The organism is Rhodobacteraceae bacterium IMCC1335 (assembly GCA_039640495.1).
Classification (GTDB): domain Bacteria; phylum Pseudomonadota; class Alphaproteobacteria; order Rhodobacterales; family Rhodobacteraceae; genus Thalassovivens.
This window is the reverse complement of record CP046864.1, coordinates 258,353-278,723: the sequence shown is the minus strand read 5'-3', so window position 1 is coordinate 278,723 and position 20,371 is coordinate 258,353. Positions and strand designations below refer to the sequence as shown.

Sequence of the window (20,371 nt, the reverse complement as noted above, 5' to 3'; positions counted from 1 at the left end):
GATGGCACAATTGGGGATCATCCTGCTTCTTCATTCGTCCTTTGAACGTGCAGGCCAAACCGTGCGCCTGTGGCGCGATGCAGGATGCCCGGTTGTGGTTCATATAGATAAGGCCGCCCCCAAGGGGCCCGCCAAAGCGTTTCAAGATCAGTTTCAAAGCGATCAGCTAATCAGCTTTGTTCCACGCTACAAAACCGCTTGGGGCGGTTGGGGCTTGGTCAAAGCAAGCCAAGCTGCCGCGGCGCTTTTGCTGCGCAGATCACCAGAGCTTGGGCATATTCTACTCACCTCTCAATCATGCCTGATGTTGCGCCCGCCAGAGGAATTGATCGCCTTTTTGAAAAAAAACGCCCATACTGATTTCATCGAATCTGTCTGGATTGACAAAATTCCATGGCAAAGCGGGGGCTTTGAACAAGAACGGTTTTACTGGTATTATCCATTCAATTGGAACAGCCAACGGCATTTATTCGACGCGGCTGTGGCGTTTCAAAAAGCCTGTAAGATGCGCCGGAAACCACCATCAGATCTGCGCCTGCATTTGGGATCACAATGGTGGTGCCTGACCAGCACAACGCTGCGCACAATTTTAGAAACCCCCAAACGCAAGGGCTATGAGCGGTTTTTCAAATCGGTTTGGATCCCCGATGAAAGCTATTTTCAGACGCTGGCGCGCTTATATTCCGATAATCTCAAAAGCCAGTCGCTGACCTATTCAAAATTCGATCACCACGGCAAACCCTTCGTCTTTTATGACGATCACCTGCAGCTGCTGCAGCGCTCAAATCATTTTCTAGCGCGCAAAATATGGGCCAAAGCCGATGCGCTTTACAGCGCCTTTCCAAAACGCAGCCTCTCACCAGACAACCCGCCAAGCTCTTTCGCCTTAGACAGTATATTCAATCGGGCCAATACTATCGCCAAAATTGGCCGGCCCGGATTGGTAATGCAAAGCTCGGTTCCTGCGCCAAACCCGCGGCCCGAAAAAACCGCAGCACCCTATGCGGTTTTACACGGGTTTAGCAGCCTGTTTGACGGGTTTAGCCCATGGCTGCAAGCCGCCAGCAACGTGACCGTGCATGGGCATCTCTTTGCCAAGGATAAGGTATATTTTGAACATAATACGGCGGTTTATAAAGGCGGCCTGATTGCCTCGGCACCATTGCGTGACCGCGATCCTGAGGCATTTTTGCGCAACCTGATCTGGAATACCCAAGGCCGGTTTCAATGCCTAAATTTTGGCATGCAAGATAGACCGCAGATTCTGCCTTTTCTGGTGTCAGATAAGCGGGCGATCAAACTGATTATTACCGGAGCTTGGCTGATCGAACTGGCGCAGTTGTCAGCGCCGTTTGAGGTGATCCAAGATTTAGCCGCCACGTGGCACCAAAGCGAACTGGACTTAACCGCAGCTCTCCGCCAGCCCGCCGCCCGCGGCGTTATACAAATTTGGACCTTAGCAGAGGTTTTGAAAGCCCCTGAAACATGCCTTGGGCGCGTTCTACACCACCTGCCAAAGGGACAGCAGGGGGTTGCGTTTTGCACCCTTAGCCAAGATTTAACCGCTCTTAACGCGTTGCACAGCCGTTTAAATGACAGCGGCATTCCCCTCTCCCTACCGGGTGATCTGAGCAGCCGACGCGTTTTTGCGGCCCAAAAGACACATACCGGCCCAGCCAAACCCCGTGAAAGGTGAACAAGATGGCCTTTGCTTTTAAATATTTTGTAATCTTTGCAGAAATGCGAACCGGCTCGAATTTTTTGCAATCTCATTTAAACAAATTTCCTGACCTGCACTGCTTTGGCGAATTGTTTAATCCAGTGTTTATTGACCGTCCGGGCCAATCAAGCGCCTTGGGGCTTTCAATGGCTGATCGCGATAAAAACCCCCTTTCGCTGCTGCGAGAAGTAAAAAAAAATGGCGCGACGGTCCAGGGGTTTCGGTATTTTCACAACCATGATCCAAGGATATTAAGCGCGCTCTTTAAAGATCCAAGCTGCGCAAAAATCATTTTAACGCGCAATCCGATCGACAGTTTCGTCTCATTGAAAATTGCCCGCGAAACAGGCCAATGGAACCTCTTTGACACGCGCCAGAAAAAAACCGCGAAAGTCAAATTTGTTGCGGAAGAATTCGAAACGCGGCTTACACAACTGCAATTCTTTCAAGAACTTATTTTGCAGCGCTTACAAATGGCAGGCCAAACAGGGTTTTATTTACGCTATGATGATTTAAACAATTTGTCCGTGATCAATGGCCTTGGGAGCTATTTGGGCAGTGCGCATAAATTAAAGGATCTTTCTTCGCGCTATAAACCGCAAAATCCAACCTTTTTGCGCGAAAAAGTAGTAAACCCAGAAGACATGCAGACCGCATTGGCCAGTATGGATCCCTTTAAATTGAACAGCACTCCAAGTTTTGAGCCAAAACGTGCGCCAACCTTGCCAAATTCGACCGCAGCGGCGCATTCCCCTTTGTTATATTTATCGATCCCTTCTGGCCCCGATCTTACCGTCGAAAACTGGCTGGCCAGTTTGGATAGGGTTGAAACGGCGGCGCTGCAGAAACATTTTTCGCAATCTAGCCTTATTGATTGGAAACGCCGCCATGCCACGCACCGCAGCTTTACCGTTTTACGCCATCCGGTTGCCCGAGCGCATAGCTCGTTTTGCGCCTTGCTCACCTCGCGCGGGCAGCAACGCTCGCGGGTTTTACGGCAGCTTCTGGACGTTCAATATGATTTGCATCTTCCTGAAAAAATTGCGGAGTTTGATCCCGAGCTGCATCGCAATACATTTGAAAAGTTTATCGCGTTCATAGCTGACAATTTAAGGGGTCAGACACCATTGAGGATTGATCCGCATTGGGCCAGCCAAACGGCTCTTTTGCGCAGCTACTCTGCATTTTGCCCTACCGATATGATCATTCGCGAGGATGAACTGCAAACTCTTTTGCCCTTTTTGGCGCAGCTGACAGGGTATAAAAACCCCCCAACGCCGGTATTGGAACCAGAGGTGTCTTTGGCTTGGCTCACAGCCATTTACGACAAAAACTTGGAAACGCACCTGCAAGATATCTATCAACAGGATTATCTGACATTCGGGTTTGAAGCCTGGAGCACAACGTAGATTAGCCGATAGGCCAACCAACACAAAACGTTTACGCAGCCTGCATCGTTTGGGCTTCGGTCAATAAGGCATAGAGCGTTTTACTATTCGGATTGGCCCTCAGCTTGTCGCGCAGATCTATGTCGCGCAACAGCCGCGACACTTTTGCCAATGCGCTTAAATGCTCAAACCCAGCATTTTGCGGAGCAAACAATGCAAAAACGATATCAACCGGCAATTGATCCACGGCATCAAACATCACCGGAGTTTCCAGCAAAATGAAGCTGCCCATTACCCGCTCAACGTCCGGCAAGCGGGCATGCGGCAAAGCCACACCATTGCCCACACCGGTCGGACCCAAGCTTTCGCGCTGTTGCAGCGCGGCGACGGTATCGCCGGCATCCAAACCCAGCGCAGACTGCGCCAAATCGCCTAGGGCCGCAATCAGCCGCTTTTTGCTGGACACTTTGGACATCACCCGCACCGCTTCTGGCCGCAGAAGATCAAACAATTCCATTTCGTTATTCCCTAAATTTACCCCAATTCAGCGCCGATGATGTTACCGTGGTTCAATCCACCCTATATTTCCATCGTCGCGCCGATACACCACATTAACGCTGCTTTTTCCTTCGGTTCGAAACATCAAGAACGCAGAGCCTTTTAGTTCCATTTGCATCACCGCCTCACCCACAGAGAGCGTCGCAATATCATATTCAGTTTCCGCTATTATCACTGGCTCCAAGCTCTCAGGCTCGGCGTCATCGATGCCAGAATCGTTGGCGAGGGTATAAGAGGCTGCTTGAGAAAGTTCAACCGGTTCGCTGCGCTCTTTATGGTGGTTCTTTAAACGCCGCTTATAACGGCGTAATTGCTTTTCCAATTTTTCATTACAGGCATCAAATGCTGCATAGATTTCAGTATTATGCGCCTTAGCCTGCGCGCTCAAACCGGATGAAAGATGCAAGGTCGCCTCACACACAAACTCATGCGCATTTCTGGAAAATATCACCGTGGCATCGGTGGCCCGCTGCGCGTATTTATCAATAACCACACCCAACACCTCCTTTGCATGTGTTTGTAACGATACTCCAATGTCGATTTGTTTGCCTGAAATTTGATACCGCATAGAGACCCCTTATCTAGGAATTAAAGTCATAAGATTGTGTTAAGATTATGGTAGGCAACAGCATTGCCGACGATGGCGCTATGCCTTACGTCAAAGCCAATAAGCGGCTTTCTTCCCTGCAAAAGACTCAGCTGCAATCAGATGCATTACCCGCTATTCAAGGCGACAGAGGCGTCTGTGTCAATGGGCAGGAGCAAAAATCCGCCGCTAAAAAGCGGCTATCGCATCCGAAATGCATCGCCCAGATAAACTTGGCGCACATTGTCATTTTGCACCACCTCATCTGGCTTGCCGGATGTCAAAACCTTGCCATCGTGCAAAATATAAACCCGATCAACCAGTTCAAGCGTTTCCCGAACATTATGGTCGGTGATCAACACACCAATTCCACGCGATTTCAAATCCGTAACCAATTGCCGGATTTCTCCAACAGCGATCGGATCAACTCCGGCAAAGGGCTCATCCAAAAGCAAATATTTTGGATTGGCGGCCAAACAGCGGGCGATTTCCACGCGTCGCCTTTCGCCACCAGATAAAGCAATGGCTGGCGTGCGGCGCAAATGCTCGATTGAAAACTCGGCAAGAAGCTCTTCCAACCTTTCGCGCCGTTTATGGCGATCGCCAATTGCGATATCCAGAATAGCCCCGATATTCTGTTCAACGTTTAAGCCCCGAAAAATCGACATTTCTTGAGGTAGATAGCCAATTCCCATCCGCGCCCGCCGATACATCGGCAACGCCGTGATATCGTCGCCATCGATGCTCACTTTTCCGCCATCAGCAGAGACCAAGCCAGCCACTGCGTAAAATGTTGTGGTTTTTCCGGATCCGTTCGGACCCAACAAACCCACCACTTCACCGCGCTGTAAGGACATTGAGACATCCCGAATAACCACCCGCTTTCGGTAGCTTTTTCGCAAGCCGTGAATTTTCAAACCAATTTCAGGGTTCTCGCTGGCCAGCTCTGCAATATGGGCCTCCGGCTCATTCATCGCCCGTGCCCAAAACGGTTTTCACACGACCGCTAAGCGTCGCCGCGCCCGTTTCAAGATTGATTTCAGCCCGTTCGGCAGATAGTTTATTGCCCGCTTGTCGCACGAAGACATTACCCGTCATGATAATTTGGCTTGAATCCACCGCATATTCAGCGCGATCGGCTTTGGCTTCGTCTTCACCGGAGCGCAAAATAACCTCGCCTGTTGCCAGTAATGTTTGTATGGCGCCGCTTCCCGGCGTGTAGGTCGCTTGCACAAAATCGGCGTTCACGGATAAATCTCCTTGCAGAATTTCAACCATCCCGCTGAATTCCGTGACCCCGGTTTCATCATTTATGGCCAATTGATCCGCAGAAATTTCTATCGGCTGTTCACGATCCGCTGTCACAGATCCAAACCCCGTGGCGCTCTGCTGCGCGAAGGCCATTCCAATGAACACCCAGCCAACAAGACCAAAAATAACTGCTTTATTCACGCCATACTCTTTCATTTTCCAGGGTCGTATAGCAGTTTAATACCACCTTTGAAAACAATTTGCAGACCTTGTGTGGCTTCTTCACGAAAAATTTCCATTTCTCCTGCGGATAAACTGCCATTTGGAGCCCTACCTTCAACTGGCCCCTCTGCGCGCAACCATGTTTTGCTGAGCTTAACCAAAACTTTCGGGCTGCTCACCCGATAGCCCGCATCGCTGATGACCTCGACCAATTGATCGACCACCAATTCATCTTTTTCAACCTGATAGCGGCCCAAGCCCGCCGTGAGCCGTATCTGCTGAGCCTCCCGGGGCTTAATAAGCAGCGCTATATCTTCAACCAAAACCGTATCCTCTTTGGCAGGGTCTGGTAGGATCCGACGCGCCGAAAGGCTGACACTATCACCACCCGCTGTCATCCCAGAATAATAGGGGGCGGTTATTTTCTGATCTGAAATTAAATCAAGGCGCTTGGCTTCCGAAAAAGGCAATTGGCTTTGCGTGGGCATCGGCTTGGAAATCAGGAATAAAGTTGCCAAAAGCCCCAAAGCGCTGAGCGGCAGCACAATTTTCAAGGCTACGATCAGCGGGGAATAAGAGGCTTTAAGCTCTGCCATACTGCTTTTGTAAACGGTTTTGGGGTTAATGTGCAAAAATATCGACCTCGGGCCAGCCCGCAAGATCTAATTGCGCGCGCGTTGGTAAAAACGAAAAGCATCGCGCTGCCAAATCGCTGCGATTTTCACGCGCCAAGCGCGTGTCCAATGCGATGCGCAACTGATGCAGGTAAAGAACGTCAGATGCCGCATAATTCAGCTGGGCCTCGCTTAATGTTTCAGCCCCCCAATCCGATGATTGCTGGAATTTTGAGATATCAACCGAAAGCAATTCCTGCAGAAGGTTCTTAAGCCCGTGCCGATCTGTATAGGTGCGGGTCAATTTACTAGCGATTTTCGTGCAATAAACAGGCTCCGCCAACGCTCCAAATGCGTGATACATCGCCGCAATGTCAAACCGGCCAAAATGAAACAGCTTCAAAACATCTCTATCTTCAAGCAAGGCGCAGAGATTAGGCGCGGGCGCAGGCTCAGCTGCGATTTGCACCAAATGCGCATTGCCGTCGCCGCCTGACAACTGCACCAAGCACAGCCGGTCACGATGCGGGTTCAACCCCATCGTTTCGCAATCAATCGCGACCACCGCGCCCAGATCCAATTCATCGGGTAAATCGTCTTTATAGAAAAAATTGGCCACGCCCCTGCTCCTGTAAAAACCGCGCTGTCCAGGCACCCATAAAGGCAATCGCTAAGCCCCGCAACTGTTTGCGGCTTCTGTTTTGCGTACATAACCCGCGCCTGCGACCGCGTAAATTTAACCATAATGCATAGCGCGCGCCGAAAGCCCTCAAAAATTGTTTTCTACCAGAGCCTTGAACAATAACACGCTTATGGGCCATCATCGGCGTATCGCATTCGGGCTGCAGGCTCGATGTGCATAATCTTGAATAAGGGGAAGGTTATGCTTCCATCGACCCTTTTTGATTTGACTGGCAAAACCGCTCTTGTCACGGGCGGTGCAACGGGGATCGGAAAAATGGCGGCAACCGGATTGGCCGCGGCGGGCGCCAGCGTATTTATTGCCAGCCGTAAGGGCGAAGATTGCCGCAAAACCGCTGCCGGGATAAATGCGCTGAATTTTCCCGGATCGGTGGAAGGCTTCGCCGCTGATATCGCCACTCAAACGGGCATTGAAGCCTTGATAAACGACGTTCAAAAAAGAACCGCACGCTTAAATATATTGCTGAACAATGCCGGCCGCAGCTGGGGCGCCCCGCTGGGCGCCTTCCCGCATGAGGCTTGGGGCAAAGTGCTTGATTTGAACGTCACCGGTATGTTTCACCTCACGCAAGGCTTGATCGACATTCTGGCGGCCTCGGCGCAGCCAGAGGATCCATCGCGCGTGATCAATCTGGGCAGCGTGATGGGCGAAATCCCGATGGGAGATCAAGCCTATTCCTATTCTGTTTCAAAAGCCGGGGTCCATCACATGACCAAAATTTTGGCCAAAGAGCTTGGTCCGCGCCGGATCACCGTCAATGCTTTAGCACCAGGGCCCTTTCAATCGGGTATGACCAAATTTGCCCTTGGTGAAGACAAGGGCAGCGCGCGGGTGGCGGCGCGGGTTCCGGCGGGCCGGTTGGGACGCCCTGAAGATATCGCAGGCGCTATTCAATTTTTATGCGGCGCCGGAGGCGCCTATGTAACGGGGGCCATATTGCCGCTATCAGGCGGGATAAACGTTGCCACCGGCCCCTCAATATTTGGAGAGGATTAACCGATGCGCAGTCTCTCACCGAAAGCGTTTAAAGCCTGTGTAGGGCAAAGATTTGCCCCCTCACGCTGGTTCCAGATTGATCAATCCCGCATCGATGCTTTCGCGGCCACAACCGATGATCACCAATTCATCCATGTTGATCCAGAGGCTGCCGCGCAAACGCAATTTGCGGGAACCATCGCGCATGGATTTTTAACCCTATCGATGCTCTCAGCGATGTATTATGATGCCGTGCCCGCCATAGACGGCGCCGAACTTGGCGTGAATTACGGGTTTAATAAGCTGCGGTTTCTGTCACCTGTGAAAGCCGGGGCCTGTGTGCGTGGACATTTTACCCTGACCACTGTGCGCCAAATAAAAGACGATCAACTCACCAATATCTGGGATGTCAGCGTTGAAATCAAAGGCCAAGAGCGCCCGGCCTTGGTAGCTGAATGGATTGGGCAACAATATTTTTAACGCAGCGCCCAAAACAGCCTGTCGTCCGCAGGCATAACAGGGCCCGCTGATGAAAAAGCTAAAAGGGGTTAAATGGCCGAGCTTTACCTAATTCGCCATGCGCAAGCCAGTTTTGGCGCAGATAATTATGATCAATTATCCGACCTTGGCCATCTGCAAAGCCAAAGCTTGGGCAAGGCCTTGGCCGATCAAGGCGTAAGCCCCGATCTTTTCTACGCGGGTGATATGCAGCGCCACCGCGAAACTTTGGAGGGTATTCAAGCGGGGCTGGGACAAAAAAAAAGCCCCTTTATTCTTCATACTGGTCTGAATGAATTTGATTTCACCGGGCTTTTAAACGCCCGGTTTCGCAAAGGCGGAGCGCCTGCGCTGATGCATAAAGACCGCAAAGTGCATTTCAGAACCCTACGCGACACAGTTTTGGCTTGGCAGCAAAACCAAATCGAAGATCCACCAGAAAACTGGAGCGTATTTTGCGCTCGGATCGAAGCGGCGCGGCAAGCAATGATGATCGAAGGGCCCAAAACCGTGCTGGCTGTCAGCTCGGGGGGCGTGATTGCCCAAATGATCGCCGCGCTGTTGCAAACGCCGCCCGAACAGCAGATAAAATTGCAGCTTCAACTGAAGAATTGCGCGGTCAATCGGTTTATTTTCTCGGCGCGCTCTACCTATCTGCACGGGTTTAATGAAACCCCGCATATCACCGCCGCAAGCGCGCCCCTTTTATCTTACAGTTGAGGCTTTCCAGATGACGGATCACACCCCCCTTGATACAGATGCAGTGGCGCTGTGGATGACCGATCATATAAAGGGGTTTCAAGGCCCCGTATCTGCCATAAAATTCACCCTTGGCCAATCCAATCCAACCTATGCGTTAACCGCGCCGTCAGGGCGCTATGTTTTGCGGCGCAAACCGCCCGGTATCTTGCTCAAATCTGCGCATGCGGTTGAGCGCGAATTTCGCGTGCAAAACGCGCTTAGCGGCAGTGCGGTTCCCGTGGCCAAAATGTACAGGCTTTGTGAAGATCCCAGCATCATCGGATCGGCGTTTTACGTGATGGATATGATAGATGGGGTGACCTATAACGAGCCGCATCTGCCCTATCTCGCGCGCGACAAACGGCGGCCGATTATTCTGGAAATGAACCGCGTCTTGGGCGCCATTCATAACGTTGATTTAAGCGCAACGGGGCTGACCGATTTTGGCCCTGAGGGAAATTATTACCGCCGCCAAACCGACCGTTGGACCAAACAATATCGCGCAGGTGAAACCGAAACGCTGCCCGATATGGACGCATTGGCCGCATGGCTTGATCAGAATATGCCCGCAGACGACGGGCAGCGCAGCTTGGTGCATGGCGATTACCGGCTGGATAATATGCTGTTTGCAAAAGACGCGCCGAGCTGCTTGGCCGTCTTGGATTGGGAACTGTCAACGCTCGGCCATCCCTATGCCGATTTGGCAGGCGTGCTCATGCAATGGTCGATGCCCGTGGGGGCGCAGGGGCGCGGCTTGGCAGGGCTACAACGCAGCGTCGAAGGGTTAATGGAGGATCAAGAGTTTATCGATCTTTACTGCGCCAGGCGCGGTTTGGCGCAAATCGACCGGTTTGAGTTCTATCTGGCCTTTTGTTATTTTCGAATGGCCGCTATCTTGCAGGGCGTGAAAAAGCGGGCGCTGGAGGGCAATGCCTCTAATCCTGAAAAAGCGATGCAATTGGCCAAACATGTTCCTGCATTGGCCAGCGCCGGCATCAAGGCCGCGCAAGGCCTTTAAATTCTAAACCGCCAGTATAAAGGCCTTTCATTCAGATGACCTCTCAAAGCCCCCCCGAGAAGCCCCCTATCCTTTGCAGCGCCATTTAGGGTTTCGCGTCACCGATTGGCGGATTGATTACTGCCGGCTTGAATTGCCGCTTCAAGGCTTTTTAATGAACCGGCAAGGCATTCCACATGGTGGCATACACGCAACATTGATGGATACGGCAATGGGGTTTTCGGGCTGCTTTTCGGATGATCCAGAACGCCCCCGCTATGCCATGACGCTAAACTTATCCGTCAATTTCCTCGGCTTGCCAGAAGGGGATTTGCTGATCACGCAAGCCTGGCGCACCGGCGGCGGACAAAGCACGTTTTTTGCCGATGCCAAAGTCACCGATGAACATCAAACCGTTTTGGCCAGCGCAACGGGCGTGTTTCGCTATCGCAAAAAATTTACGAAAGGCCCAAACCATGGATAAGCCGACAATGCAGCATATTGTTCTATCCCAACGCCCCGAAGGCCCCGCCAGTGAAAACCACTTTCGACTTGAAACCAAACCCATGCCCGTACCAGCGCAAGACGACGTTCTGGTTGAGCTTGCCTATCTGTCGGTTGATCCCTACATGCGCGGGCGCATGGATGATGTAAGATCCTATGCAAAGCCCGTAGCCTTGGGCAGCACGATGGAGGGCGGCGCGGTTGGACGGGTTATCGCGTCGCGCAGCGCCGCTTTTGAAACCGGAGATTACGTGATGGGCCCCTTTGGATGGGCCAGCCATGGCTGTTGTCCGGCGCCCCATTTGCGCAAGCTGGATAAAAAAATAGCGCCGATCAGCACGGCATTAGGGGTTCTGGGAATGCCGGGATTTACCGGCTGGTACGGCTTTGAAAAACTGGGCCGCCCCAGACGCGGGGAAACGCTCGTGGTGGCCGCGGCCACTGGCCCGGTTGGATCTATGGTAGGGCAATTGGCAAAAGCCGCAGGCCTGCGCGCCATTGGGATCGCCGGAGGGGCAAAAAAATGCGCCTTGGCCATTGAACATTTCGGGTTCGAGCAATGCGTGGACCATACCGCCTTTGCAACCTCAAAAGATCTGCGCGCAGCGCTGAAAAGTGCCTGCCCCGACGGGGTAGATATTTATTTTGAAAATGTGGCTGGCAAAGTTCTAGAGGCCGTTATGCCTCTGATGAATACCGGAGGACGCATTCCGATCTGTGGCCTGATAAGTTGGTATGATGAGGGGGCTTTAGGGGGGCATGCGGCCGGTGGCGCTCAGGATAACCTGCCCAAGCTTTGGCGCAGCATTCTGGTCAAACGGCTTTCAATCAACGGCTTTATAATCTCAGATCACTGGGCGCTATTTGATGCATTTCTGGCGGATATTGCGCCGCGGGTGGCGGCGGGAGAGATCCGGTTCTACGAAGATATCACAGAAGGGCTTGAAAACGCCCCCAAAGCTTTGACCAGCCTGTTAAAGGGGCAGAATTTCGGAAAGCAGCTGGTCAAGCTTTAGCGCTTTTTCACGGCGCGCCTGCCTCGGCGTTATCCCGCCCAACCATGGAGGTTTTCGTCAATCACCGTGCATAACGCGCTTACATGCTCGGGGTCATCATTGAGGCAAGGAATATAAAGAAAATCTTCGCCGCCCGCTTCTTCAAAGCTTTCTTTAATTTCTTCATTGATCTCTTCGAGGGTTTCGATGCAATCGGCAGAAAACGCGGGTGCGATCACCGCGATATTCTTTTTACCCTCTTCCTCGGCAAGCCGGGCCACCTCTTCCACAGTGTAAGGCTTTAGCCATTCTTCGGGGCCAAATTTTGACTGGAAGGTTGTTCTTATTTCCGTATCTTGCCAACCTAAACGCTCTTTAAGAAGGCGCGTGGTTTTTTGACATTGGCAATGATAAGGATCGCCCTCGAGCAAATACCGCCGCGGCACGCCATGATAAGAGCACACCAGAACATCAGGCCTTTTTTCCGCCGCCGCATAGGCCCGCTCAACCGATTTTGCCAGCGCGTCAATATATTCTGGATGATCAAAATATGGCGCCACTGTGCGCGCCGATGGCTGCCATTTCTCTAGCATCAAAGCGCGAAAAAACTGATCATTCGCGGTCGCAGAGGTGGCCCCCGCGTAATGCGGGTAGAGCGGGAAAAACAGGATTTTGCTGCAGCCTGCTGCCGTCATTTCGCGCACTTTTGATTGGGTGGAGGGGTTGCCATAGCGCATGCAGAAATCAACCATCACCGACTCGCCGTAGCGTTTATGCAGCTCGGTTTTGATTTTATCGGTTTGATTTCGAGTGATTGTCATCAGCGGGCTTTCATCATCGGCCTCATTCCAAATCGACTTGTAAGCCGCGCCAGAACGAAATGGGCGCGAGGTTAGAATGACCAATTGCAACAGCGGCTGCCACAGCCAGGGCGAATAATCGATCACCCGCCGGTCCGATAGAAACTCGCCCAGATAGCGGCGCATGGACCAGTAATCATAATTATCCGGGGTGCCCAAATTGGCCAATAAAATGCCCACTTTTTGCTGTGGTACTTTCGGGTGATCTGGCGCGGCATGCACAGGGCAGGCGGCTGGAACCGTGGCGTCAAACATCATCTATTTCCAATTTTCTAAACATTGAGTGTCATTTAACTCTTTATAACTCTGGGTCAATCTTGCAGCGGCCTTTCGGGCACCTGCAGCGCATCGGACAGCCGCGTTTGCGCCGATCCGGGGCGCAAGGGCTGTTGCTGCGATGCATCTGGTGCCCAGCCGGTTAACCAAATCATTTCAAAAAGCACCGGTAGAAGACCGTCAGGTTGCGCAAAATGCTCAGCATAGATATCTTGCGCGGTTTCAAAAAGCCTGCGTGGAGTAAATTTTTTCAAACGGGCCTGTTGCGCGTTGCTTTCACCCATGGCCCGCAGATCGTGCATGATATGCCGCAAATCTTTATATTGGGCGGTGATTTCAAAGCTGTCCGCCACGGGCAGCGCCAAACCCGCACGCTGCAGCAAGCTTCCCAATTCACGAATTTCGGCCATTGGCAAAACGCGCGGAGACACCCCGCCCATCACGGCAATTTCTGCCTCGGCCAAAGCGCTGCGCAACTGAAACAAACTGCGCCCGCCCAATAAGGCCGCCAAGAGCAGCCCATCACCGCGCAAAGCGCGGCGGCATTGGATCAATTGCCCCAACGGATCATTCGCCCAATGCAGGGCCAATGCATGCACGATCAAATCACAGCTATCTGGCGCAAGCTCCAAAACATCGTCATCTGAAATCACCCGTGCTTGCGGGTAAGCCGCTGCCCATATTTCAGGATCTGCGGTAATAATCACCATATCCGTAAAGGCTTTTGTAACCATTAGCAGGCGATCTTGCAGATCTTCAAGAGCTGCAACCTGCAAAAAATCAGGGCGGCTGCGCTGCCGTCTAGCGCGCTGGCGCAAAAGCGCAGATCGATCAATCAAAGGGGCGGGTACGCTCATATAAGGCCCCATAAATGAAACCAACGCTTTTTGAAACCATGTTACGCAGTCTTTATCCGCCCTGCTGCTTGCTTTGCGCAGCGCCCGTGGATCGCGATTTTGGATTATGCCCACCCTGTTGGCGCGATATGCCCTTTATCAGCGGACCCGCCTGCATGTTTTGTGGATTGCCCATAACCGCAGATAAGCTTGAGGGGCCCACCCCCTGCGATTCTTGCTTTCGCGCCCCGCCAGCTTGGGAAGCCGGACGTGCGGCGCTGCTCTATCAACGCAGCGCAAAGGGGTTCATCCTTGCGATGAAGCATGGCGATCGGACCGATTGCTTCAAACCCGCCGCGTCTTGGCTTTTTGCGGCCTGCCAAGATCTTTTGACCCCCGATACGATCGTCACAGCTGTGCCTTTGCATTGGCGGCGCTATCTAAACAGAAAATACAATCAGGCGGCTTTCTTGGGCCAGCATGTGGCGCGACTGGCCAATATTTCATATGAGCCGTTTTTGTTAAAGCGCCGCCGCGCAACAGCCCCGTTGGACACCGCCTCAAGTGCAGAACGCCACGCGCGGATGCAAAACACCATTTCATTGAACCCGGCTCGGGCGAAGGCACTTTATAACAAACCGGTTTTGATCATTGATGACGTGATGACATCAGGGGCCACGTTAACCGCCGCGGCGCAGGCTTGCCGCGCCGGCCAACCTCAAAAAATTAGCGTAGCGACACTGGCGCGCACGCCCAAAAACGATTACTAGCAATCCCTTAAGGGGTCGCTCATATGCAAACTATCGAAATTTATACCACGCCATTTTGTGGCTATTGCTTGGCCGCCAAACGCCTTTTAAAACAAAAAAAGGCGCCGTTTCACGAAATCGACCTGAGCAAAAACCCTGATCGGCGAAAAGAAATGCAAAAACGCGCCGAAGGGGGCCGCACGGTGCCTCAGATTTTTATCGGCGAACTGCATATTGGCGGCTGCGCCGAGCTTTACCAGCTTGAACAGGCCAAAAAACTGGACGCCCTGCTTAACGCGGCATGAAACTGGCGCTTGTTCAAATCTGCAGCGGGGATAACCCAGCAAAAAACCTAGAAAAAACATGTGCTTTCATTCGCGAGGCAGCGCGGGCCGGGGCCGAGCTGATCGTAACCCCCGAAGTGACCAATTGCGTGTCTCAAAGCCGCGATCACCAACGTCAAGTTTTACAAACTGAGGCTCAAGATCTTACCTTGGCGCAGCTGCGCAAGCTGGCAGAACAGGAACGTATCTGGCTGCTGATTGGCTCTTTAGCGTTGAAAAATTCCGGGCCGGATGATCGGTTTTCCAACCGGTCTTTTCTGATTGATCCGCAGGGTCAGATTCAGGCCCGCTATGATAAAATTCATATGTTTGATGTCACCTTATCCGGCAGCGAATCATATAAGGAATCCGATGGCTACAAACCGGGCGATCGTGCGGTCTTAAGCCAAACGCCTTTTGGCACCTTGGGTATGACCATTTGCTATGATCTGCGCTTCTCTCAGCTTTACCGCGATTTGGCCCAGAAGGGGGCGCAGCTGATCAGCGTGCCGGCGGCGTTTTCCTGCACCACCGGCCCCGCGCATTGGGAAATATTACTGCGCGCGCGGGCGATCGAAACCGGCTGCTTTCTCTTAGCGGCCGCGCAATCCGGCACGCATGCAACAAGCAAAGGGGCAGCGCGCCGCACATATGGACATTCTATGGTCATTTCCCCGTGGGGGGAGGTTTTGCTGAATTTAAAATCCGCCCTCGGATTTGGCCTTGTTGAACTCAACCTCGAAGACGTTGACACAGCCCGCAACCGTGTGCCATCGCTACGGGCAGATACCCCATACGCCGGACCTTTGCATGAGTGATGCTCAAAACCCGCTTGCCATTTTGTTTTTCAGCGAATTGCTGACCGTTGAACAATTGCTGCGCAATCAACTGGCCCGCGCCCTGCCCAAAGGGATGGAATTATCTCATTTCTCAGTGCTCAACCAATTGGCGCATATCGCCAATGAACGCACACCGGCGCAATTGGCCAAAAGCTTTCACGTCACGCGCGGCGCAATGACCAACACGCTCAGCAAGCTTGAGATGGCTGGCTATGTTCATATCCGCCCAGATTGGGATGATGCGCGCCGCAAATTGGTTGCGCTCAGCCCTGCCGGCTCGCAGGCAAGAGATGCCGCACTCAGCGCGCTCACCCCAATGATACAAGAGGTTGTAGAACAAATGGGGGAAGATAAAACCCGCCTCTTACTGCCGGTTTTGCGAGATCTACGCCTGCGGCTTGGAGCCGGAACCGAGCCCAAAAAAACACCTAATGCATAAAACAAAATCGATATACGATTAAAAAACCGACGCGGTGCAAAAAAATCTTGAAAAGTTTTTTGTTCACTGGTGTACAGGATGATTTAAGTTTTATATACACTGCGCGCGTCCTCTTCCCCAGGGTGAGTAATCGCGTTTTAATAAAAAAGAGCAGCACCGTTGAGGAAACCTTCGTGAAGACCATCGCATCAGCTATATTTATGATCGCGCTTTGGCTTTTGCTGTCAGGCATTTACAAGCCGATGCTGGTGGGATTTGGCGTCGCCTCGATGATATTGGTGTTGTTTATTGTGCGGCGGATGGATCAAGTTGACAGTGATCACCTGACGGTTGCCTTAAACCCGATCAAATTTTTAACCTATTTTATATGGTTGCTGGGTGAAATTGCCAAATCGAATTGGGCGGTCACCAAAATTATCTTATCGGGCCAGGCGCCACAACGACAACATTTCTTTGATATTCCCTATTCTCAATCCACCGATTTGGGGCAGGTGATCTTTGCCAATTCGATCACCTTGACACCCGGAACGCTGACCGTTGAAACAGAGCAGGGTGATTTTCAAATCCACGCGCTTGACTATTCGGATGAAGATCTTGAGGCTTTGGCCGATATGGACCGCCGCGTCAGCGCGATTGAAACGGGGCGGGGCTGAGCTTGTTTGAGATTGCCGCCATCGCCATTTTTATTTCTATGCTACTGGTGCTGATCCGTTTGATCAAAGGCCCCACGCTCTATGATCGCGTGTTGGCCGGAAACGCTTTTGGAACGCATACCGTGCTGCTGATAGGCGTGGTTGGGTTTTTAACTGGGCGCCCGGATTTTCTGGATATCGCGCTGCTCTATGCGCTGATCAATTTTGTTGGCACGATCGCAATTTTGAAGTTTTTCAGATATCGGGCGATCGGCGACGCATTGTGGACGCCCAAGCAAGAGGAGCCAAAAGAATGACCTTGCCCGCGCTTGTCATCGATATCCTAAGCTGGGCAATGATCGTTGCCGGATCTTTTTTTGTGATTATCGGCGCCGTTGGTATTTTGCGCTTTCCCGATTTCTGGTCACGCTTGCATGCCGCCTCGGTGACAGAATCGGCGGGTATGATTTTGCTGCTGATCGGGATGGCGCTGCAAACGGGCTGGACATTGATCGCCTTTAAACTTGGCGTGATCGGTATTTTCATGTTGATCACCGGCCCAACCTCAACCCATGCCGTGGCCAATGCGGCGCTGGTATCTGGGCTTCGGCCTCCTAAATTGCCCCAAACCACGCCGCAAAAGGTTGCCGCAAAAGCGGCTGATAAAAATCAAATAGGTGACGCATAGAAAGCTTCATTAATATAGCCTTGTTCAGCATGTTGGTGATCACTGCTTTGGCAGTGGTGCGCACGCATTCTTTGTTTGCTATCGTGGCGCTATCGGGGGTGTTTAGCCTGCTTTCTGCCTTGCTTTTTATCACACTCGATGCCGTTGATGTGGCCTTTACCGAGGCGGCTGTGGGCGCCGGAATTTCAACCGTATTGATGCTTAGCACATTGGCGCTGACATCGCGCGCTGAGAAAGTCAGCCATAAATCAAACCTTATTCCCTTACTTGCGGTGATTGCCACCGGCGCTGCATTGGTTTACGGCACGCTCGACATGCCGAGCTTTGGCGCGCCTGACGCGCCCGTTCATACGCATCTTGGCCCAGCGTATTTGCATGATATTCCGCATGATATCCACGTGCCAAACGCAGTGACCGCAATTTTGGCCAGCTATCGCGGTTATGATACGCTGGGGGAAACCGCCGTGGTATTCGCCGCTGGGATTGGTGTGTTGATGCTGATCAGCGGATTGCGCCGCCGGCGGCGCCCCGAAGATCAAGACGATGATGCGCACAAGGGGGTCAGCTGATGCGTCACCATCTTATCCTGCGGGTGATCACCAAGCTTCTGGTAGGCACGATTTTCCTCTTCGCTTTATACGTTCAGTTCCACGGTGATTATTCGCCCGGCGGTGGCTTCCAAGCCGGCGTGATTATGGCTGTTGGGTTTATCATCTACGGATTGGTGTTCAGCTTAAAAAAGGCCAAGCAAGTGTTTCCACCTTGGTTGGTGCATAAATTGCTGGCCTTTGGCGTGTTGCTCTATGCAGGCACGGGGATTTACAGCTTGTTCATGGGCTATGCCTATTTGGATTATGCCGCGATTGACCCCCAACATCCCTCACATGGGCAACATTTGGGAATTTTGATCGTCGAGGCTGGCGTTGGCATTACGGTGACCGGGGTCATGGTGGCGATCTATTACGCTTTCGCGGCCCGCGCGCCGATTTTAAGCGATGAGGATTGGTAGGATGGATACGCCAATGCTTGAATTTGTGATAGGGCACGCCAATTACTGGTTGTTTATTCTGCTGATGATGACTGGCCTTTACATCGTGATTGCCAAAGGCAATCTGGTAAAGAAAATTGTTGGTCTGAATATCTTTCAAACCTCTGTTTTCATGCTCTATATTTCAATGGGAAAAATCGCCGGAGGCACCGCGCCGATCTTTCCTTTAGATTTGAAAGTTGATCCAGATACGCTTTATTCAAACCCGCTTCCGCATGTGCTGATCCTCACAGCGATTGTGGTGGGCGTTGCCACAACATCTTTGGGCTTGGCGTTGATTATCCGTATCCGCGAAGAATACCACAATATTGAAGAAGCGCAGATTGCTGAGGCCGAAGAGGCCTTGTTTCAATCTGAAATCAAAGCCTCGGATACTGCAATGAAAGAGGCCGTGTGATGGCAAGTGAAACCGTTCATCATACCGCGATGACGCTCAGCGAGCATTTGCCAATCCTAGAAATTCTGGTGCCCTTCGTCGCGGCGCCGCTGATTGTGTTCATCGGCCGCCGCGACCTGGCGTGGCCGATCGCCTTTATTGCCAGCGCCGCCTCCTTTGTGATCGCGGGAATGCTGTTAAGCCAAGTGATTGACGGCTCTGTTATTTCTTATCAACTGGGTGGCTGGGCGCCGCCTTTGGGCATCGAATACCGCGTCGACACAGCCAATGCATTCGTGCTGCTGCTGGTCTCAGGGATCAGCACCTTGGTGTTGCCCTACGCCAAATCCAGCGTGGCGCGGGAATTGCCCGAAAGCGCGCAGACGCTGTTTTACGCGCTGTTTTTGCTTTGCTTCACGGGGCTTCTGGGCGTTACGATTACGGGCGATGCCTTCAATGTGTTCGTGTTTTTGGAAATCTCGTCGCTCTCTACCTATGTGCTGATCGCGCAGGGTGCGCATCGTGATAAGCGGGCCCTGACGGCCTCGTATAATTATCTGATCATGGGCACGATCGGCGCCACATTCTTTGTGATTGGCGTTGGCTTTCTTTATATGGCCACCGGCACGCTGAATATGGCCGATCTCGCGGATCGCATCGAAAACCAATATGATAGCCGCACCGTGCGCGCCGCCTTTGCCTTCATCATGGTGGGCATGGGGTTAAAAGTGGCAATTTTCCCGCTGCATTTATGGCTGCCCAATGCCTATACATACGCCCCGTCTGCAATCACCAGCTTTCTCGCCGCGACGGCCACAAAAGTGGCTATCTATGTGATGCTACGATTCCTGTTCAGCGTTTTCCAGCCAGGGTTTCTGGCCGAAGTGCCAACGCTTGATCTTATTCTTTACCCTTTTGCGATTTTGGCGATGTTCGCTGCGTCTTACACGGCGATTTTGCAGCGTGATCTCAAGCGCATGCTGGCCTATTCCAGCATCGGGCAAGTGGGATATATGCTTTTGGGCATCGCGCTGCTGTCAGAAAGCGGGTTGATGGCAACGATGATCCATCTGTTCAACCACGGCATCACAAAAGCCGCGCTGTTCATGGGGGTGGGCGTCTATGTGCTGAATGGCGGCGGGTCGTTTTACCATAACTTACGCGGACGCGGAAAAACCATGCCTTGGACCAGCGCCGCGATGGTGGTGGCTGGGCTCTCTTTGATCGGCGTTCCAGGCACGGCCGGTTTTCTGAGCAAATGGCTTTTGGTTGAAGCCACATTGGAGCAAGGCCTCTGGCCAATCGCTTTGTTGATCGTCGCCTCGTCTTTGCTGGCTGTGATCTATGTGTGGAAATTGATCGAAACGCTGTATTTGGCGCAACCTGCCGAGGGCCTGCAAGATCAAAACGTGCCCTTAATGATGATGATCCCACTTTGGGTTATGGCGTTAGCCTGCATCTATTTTGGCTTTGACACCGACATCACGCTCAGTGCAGCGCGCAGCGCAGCGGAAGGTCTTTTGGCCGGATCCGCAGGGATGCGCTAGGGGTAT

At 52.3% G+C, this 20,371-nt stretch carries 27 protein-coding genes; 19 read left to right on the top strand and 8 right to left on the bottom strand.

Annotation, left to right across the window (positions count from 1 at the left end; all coding sequences use genetic code 11):
* The first annotated feature begins 1 nt into the window (after position 1).
* Positions 2-1,696, top strand: a complete 1,695-nt coding sequence (locus tag GN241_01335) for a glycosyl transferase (protein XAT56123.1) — start codon at positions 2-4, stop codon at positions 1,694-1,696.
* A 5-nt stretch (positions 1,697-1,701) separates the two neighbouring features.
* Entirely contained in the window at positions 1,702-3,129 is a 1,428-nt protein-coding gene (locus tag GN241_01330) for a nodulation protein NodH (GenBank protein ID XAT56122.1), read from the top strand.
* A gap of 31 nt (positions 3,130-3,160) precedes the next feature.
* Here the strand turns inward: GN241_01330 and GN241_01325 are convergent, their stop codons facing one another.
* The 6 genes from GN241_01325 to GN241_01300 all read right to left on the bottom strand — a co-directional run bounded on the left by GN241_01325 (position 3,161) and on the right by GN241_01300 (position 6,958).
* Positions 3,161-3,625 (bottom strand): PTS lactose transporter subunit IIC, encoded by a 465-nt coding sequence (locus GN241_01325; protein ID XAT56121.1) that lies wholly within the window; start codon positions 3,623-3,625, stop codon positions 3,161-3,163.
* 42 nt (positions 3,626-3,667) lie between these two features.
* On the bottom strand, positions 3,668-4,234 hold the full coding sequence (raiA, locus tag GN241_01320) for a ribosome-associated translation inhibitor RaiA (protein XAT56120.1): 567 nt from the start codon (positions 4,232-4,234) through the stop codon (positions 3,668-3,670).
* Positions 4,235-4,452: 218 nt separating this feature from the next.
* Positions 4,453-5,226: an LPS export ABC transporter ATP-binding protein gene (lptB, locus tag GN241_01315; GenBank protein XAT56119.1), complete on the bottom strand. Its 774-nt coding sequence runs from the start codon at positions 5,224-5,226 to the stop codon at positions 4,453-4,455.
* On the bottom strand, positions 5,219-5,719 hold the full coding sequence (gene lptA / locus GN241_01310; protein ID XAT56118.1) for a lipopolysaccharide transport periplasmic protein LptA: 501 nt from the start codon (positions 5,717-5,719) through the stop codon (positions 5,219-5,221). Before lptA ends, lptB begins: the two co-directional genes overlap by 8 nt.
* Entirely contained in the window at positions 5,716-6,321 is a 606-nt protein-coding gene (locus GN241_01305) for a hypothetical protein (protein XAT56117.1), read from the bottom strand. Before GN241_01305 ends, lptA begins: the two co-directional genes overlap by 4 nt.
* 25 nt (positions 6,322-6,346) lie before the next feature.
* The gene (locus GN241_01300) at positions 6,347-6,958 is read right to left on the bottom strand and encodes a ribonuclease D (protein ID XAT56116.1); all 612 of its coding nucleotides are present in this window, start codon (positions 6,956-6,958) and stop codon (positions 6,347-6,349) included.
* Between the two features lie 264 nt (positions 6,959-7,222).
* On the opposite strand from GN241_01300, the gene GN241_01295 reads away from it, so the two are divergent.
* The 6 genes from GN241_01295 to GN241_01270 all read left to right on the top strand — a co-directional run bounded on the left by GN241_01295 (position 7,223) and on the right by GN241_01270 (position 11,773).
* Positions 7,223-8,038, top strand: coding sequence for an SDR family oxidoreductase (locus GN241_01295; protein XAT56115.1), 816 nt, complete (start codon positions 7,223-7,225; stop codon positions 8,036-8,038).
* Positions 8,039-8,041: 3 nt separating this feature from the next.
* Positions 8,042-8,497 (top strand): MaoC family dehydratase, encoded by a 456-nt coding sequence (locus GN241_01290; protein ID XAT56114.1) that lies wholly within the window; start codon positions 8,042-8,044, stop codon positions 8,495-8,497.
* 72 nt (positions 8,498-8,569) lie between these two features.
* A complete protein-coding gene (locus GN241_01285) occupies positions 8,570-9,235 on the top strand; it encodes a histidine phosphatase family protein (protein ID XAT56113.1) in 666 nt (221 codons plus the stop codon).
* Between the two features lie 10 nt (positions 9,236-9,245).
* A complete protein-coding gene (locus GN241_01280; GenBank protein ID XAT56112.1) occupies positions 9,246-10,274 on the top strand; it encodes a phosphotransferase in 1,029 nt (342 codons plus the stop codon).
* 16 nt (positions 10,275-10,290) lie between these two features.
* The gene (locus GN241_01275; protein ID XAT56111.1) at positions 10,291-10,737 is read left to right on the top strand and encodes a hotdog fold thioesterase; all 447 of its coding nucleotides are present in this window, start codon (positions 10,291-10,293) and stop codon (positions 10,735-10,737) included.
* Between the two features lie 7 nt (positions 10,738-10,744).
* Positions 10,745-11,773 carry a zinc-binding dehydrogenase gene (locus tag GN241_01270; protein ID XAT59136.1) on the top strand — a complete coding sequence of 343 codons (1,029 nt, stop codon included), beginning with the start codon at positions 10,745-10,747 and terminating at the stop codon, positions 11,771-11,773.
* A gap of 29 nt (positions 11,774-11,802) precedes the next feature.
* Here the strand turns inward: GN241_01270 and GN241_01265 are convergent, their stop codons facing one another.
* Positions 11,803-12,867, bottom strand: a complete 1,065-nt coding sequence (locus tag GN241_01265; protein ID XAT56110.1) for a ferrochelatase — start codon at positions 12,865-12,867, stop codon at positions 11,803-11,805.
* A 56-nt stretch (positions 12,868-12,923) separates the two neighbouring features.
* Positions 12,924-13,745 (bottom strand): SAM-dependent methyltransferase, encoded by an 822-nt coding sequence (locus tag GN241_01260; protein ID XAT56109.1) that lies wholly within the window; start codon positions 13,743-13,745, stop codon positions 12,924-12,926.
* A gap of 14 nt (positions 13,746-13,759) precedes the next feature.
* Between GN241_01260 and GN241_01255 the strand changes: the two genes are divergently transcribed.
* The 11 genes from GN241_01255 (at position 13,760) to GN241_01205 (ending at position 20,365) form a co-directional block, all read left to right on the top strand.
* On the top strand, positions 13,760-14,494 hold the full coding sequence (locus GN241_01255) for a ComF family protein (GenBank protein ID XAT56108.1): 735 nt from the start codon (positions 13,760-13,762) through the stop codon (positions 14,492-14,494).
* A 23-nt stretch (positions 14,495-14,517) separates the two neighbouring features.
* Positions 14,518-14,778 (top strand): glutaredoxin 3, encoded by a 261-nt coding sequence (gene grxC / locus GN241_01250; GenBank protein XAT56107.1) that lies wholly within the window; start codon positions 14,518-14,520, stop codon positions 14,776-14,778.
* Positions 14,775-15,614, top strand: coding sequence for a carbon-nitrogen hydrolase family protein (locus tag GN241_01245; GenBank protein XAT56106.1), 840 nt, complete (start codon positions 14,775-14,777; stop codon positions 15,612-15,614). Before grxC ends, GN241_01245 begins: the two co-directional genes overlap by 4 nt.
* A complete protein-coding gene (locus tag GN241_01240) occupies positions 15,607-16,074 on the top strand; it encodes a MarR family transcriptional regulator (protein ID XAT56105.1) in 468 nt (155 codons plus the stop codon). Before GN241_01245 ends, GN241_01240 begins: the two co-directional genes overlap by 8 nt.
* Positions 16,075-16,274: 200 nt before the next feature.
* Positions 16,275-16,727, top strand: a complete 453-nt coding sequence (locus tag GN241_01235; GenBank protein ID XAT59135.1) for a hypothetical protein — start codon at positions 16,275-16,277, stop codon at positions 16,725-16,727.
* 38 nt (positions 16,728-16,765) lie between these two features.
* Positions 16,766-17,023: a pH regulation protein F gene (locus GN241_01230; GenBank protein ID XAT59134.1), complete on the top strand. Its 258-nt coding sequence runs from the start codon at positions 16,766-16,768 to the stop codon at positions 17,021-17,023.
* Positions 17,020-17,394 carry a sodium:proton antiporter gene (locus GN241_01225; protein XAT56104.1) on the top strand — a complete coding sequence of 125 codons (375 nt, stop codon included), beginning with the start codon at positions 17,020-17,022 and terminating at the stop codon, positions 17,392-17,394. Before GN241_01230 ends, GN241_01225 begins: the two co-directional genes overlap by 4 nt.
* Positions 17,391-17,963, top strand: coding sequence for a DUF4040 domain-containing protein (locus GN241_01220; GenBank protein XAT56103.1), 573 nt, complete (start codon positions 17,391-17,393; stop codon positions 17,961-17,963). Before GN241_01225 ends, GN241_01220 begins: the two co-directional genes overlap by 4 nt.
* A complete protein-coding gene (locus GN241_01215; protein XAT56102.1) occupies positions 17,960-18,403 on the top strand; it encodes a Na(+)/H(+) antiporter subunit B in 444 nt (147 codons plus the stop codon). The genes GN241_01220 and GN241_01215 overlap by 4 nt, the downstream gene beginning before the upstream one ends.
* Position 18,404: 1 nt before the next feature.
* Positions 18,405-18,839, top strand: a complete 435-nt coding sequence (locus GN241_01210) for a Na+/H+ antiporter subunit C (GenBank protein XAT56101.1) — start codon at positions 18,405-18,407, stop codon at positions 18,837-18,839.
* Positions 18,839-20,365: a monovalent cation/H+ antiporter subunit D family protein gene (locus GN241_01205; GenBank protein XAT56100.1), complete on the top strand. Its 1,527-nt coding sequence runs from the start codon at positions 18,839-18,841 to the stop codon at positions 20,363-20,365. Before GN241_01210 ends, GN241_01205 begins: the two co-directional genes overlap by 1 nt.
* Positions 20,366-20,371 lie beyond the last annotated feature (6 nt).

Bases quoted from the DNA above. Each gene is read 5' to 3' on its own strand.
- GN241_01335 (XAT56123.1), top strand. From the start codon at position 2: ATGGCACAATTGGGGATCATCCTGCTTCTTCATTCGTCCTTTGAACGT.
- GN241_01330 (XAT56122.1), top strand. From the start codon at position 1,702: ATGGCCTTTGCTTTTAAATATTTTGTAATCTTTGCAGAAATGCGAACC.
- GN241_01325 (XAT56121.1), bottom strand. From the start codon at position 3,625: ATGGAATTGTTTGATCTTCTGCGGCCAGAAGCGGTGCGGGTGATGTCC.
- raiA (XAT56120.1), bottom strand. From the start codon at position 4,234: ATGCGGTATCAAATTTCAGGCAAACAAATCGACATTGGAGTATCGTTA.
- lptB (XAT56119.1), bottom strand. From the start codon at position 5,226: ATGAATGAGCCGGAGGCCCATATTGCAGAGCTGGCCAGCGAGAACCCT.
- lptA (XAT56118.1), bottom strand. From the start codon at position 5,719: ATGAAAGAGTATGGCGTGAATAAAGCAGTTATTTTTGGTCTTGTTGGC.
- GN241_01305 (XAT56117.1), bottom strand. From the start codon at position 6,321: ATGGCAGAGCTTAAAGCCTCTTATTCCCCGCTGATCGTAGCCTTGAAA.
- GN241_01295 (XAT56115.1), top strand. From the start codon at position 7,223: ATGCTTCCATCGACCCTTTTTGATTTGACTGGCAAAACCGCTCTTGTC.
- GN241_01290 (XAT56114.1), top strand. From the start codon at position 8,042: ATGCGCAGTCTCTCACCGAAAGCGTTTAAAGCCTGTGTAGGGCAAAGA.
- GN241_01285 (XAT56113.1), top strand. From the start codon at position 8,570: ATGGCCGAGCTTTACCTAATTCGCCATGCGCAAGCCAGTTTTGGCGCA.
- GN241_01280 (XAT56112.1), top strand. From the start codon at position 9,246: ATGACGGATCACACCCCCCTTGATACAGATGCAGTGGCGCTGTGGATG.
- GN241_01270 (XAT59136.1), top strand. From the start codon at position 10,745: ATGCAGCATATTGTTCTATCCCAACGCCCCGAAGGCCCCGCCAGTGAA.
- GN241_01265 (XAT56110.1), bottom strand. From the start codon at position 12,867: ATGTTTGACGCCACGGTTCCAGCCGCCTGCCCTGTGCATGCCGCGCCA.
- GN241_01260 (XAT56109.1), bottom strand. From the start codon at position 13,745: ATGAGCGTACCCGCCCCTTTGATTGATCGATCTGCGCTTTTGCGCCAG.
- GN241_01255 (XAT56108.1), top strand. From the start codon at position 13,760: ATGAAACCAACGCTTTTTGAAACCATGTTACGCAGTCTTTATCCGCCC.
- grxC (XAT56107.1), top strand. From the start codon at position 14,518: ATGCAAACTATCGAAATTTATACCACGCCATTTTGTGGCTATTGCTTG.
- GN241_01245 (XAT56106.1), top strand. From the start codon at position 14,775: ATGAAACTGGCGCTTGTTCAAATCTGCAGCGGGGATAACCCAGCAAAA.
- GN241_01240 (XAT56105.1), top strand. From the start codon at position 15,607: ATGAGTGATGCTCAAAACCCGCTTGCCATTTTGTTTTTCAGCGAATTG.
- GN241_01235 (XAT59135.1), top strand. From the start codon at position 16,275: ATGATCGCGCTTTGGCTTTTGCTGTCAGGCATTTACAAGCCGATGCTG.
- GN241_01230 (XAT59134.1), top strand. From the start codon at position 16,766: ATGCTACTGGTGCTGATCCGTTTGATCAAAGGCCCCACGCTCTATGAT.
- GN241_01225 (XAT56104.1), top strand. From the start codon at position 17,020: ATGACCTTGCCCGCGCTTGTCATCGATATCCTAAGCTGGGCAATGATC.
- GN241_01210 (XAT56101.1), top strand. From the start codon at position 18,405: ATGGATACGCCAATGCTTGAATTTGTGATAGGGCACGCCAATTACTGG.
- GN241_01205 (XAT56100.1), top strand. From the start codon at position 18,839: ATGGCAAGTGAAACCGTTCATCATACCGCGATGACGCTCAGCGAGCAT.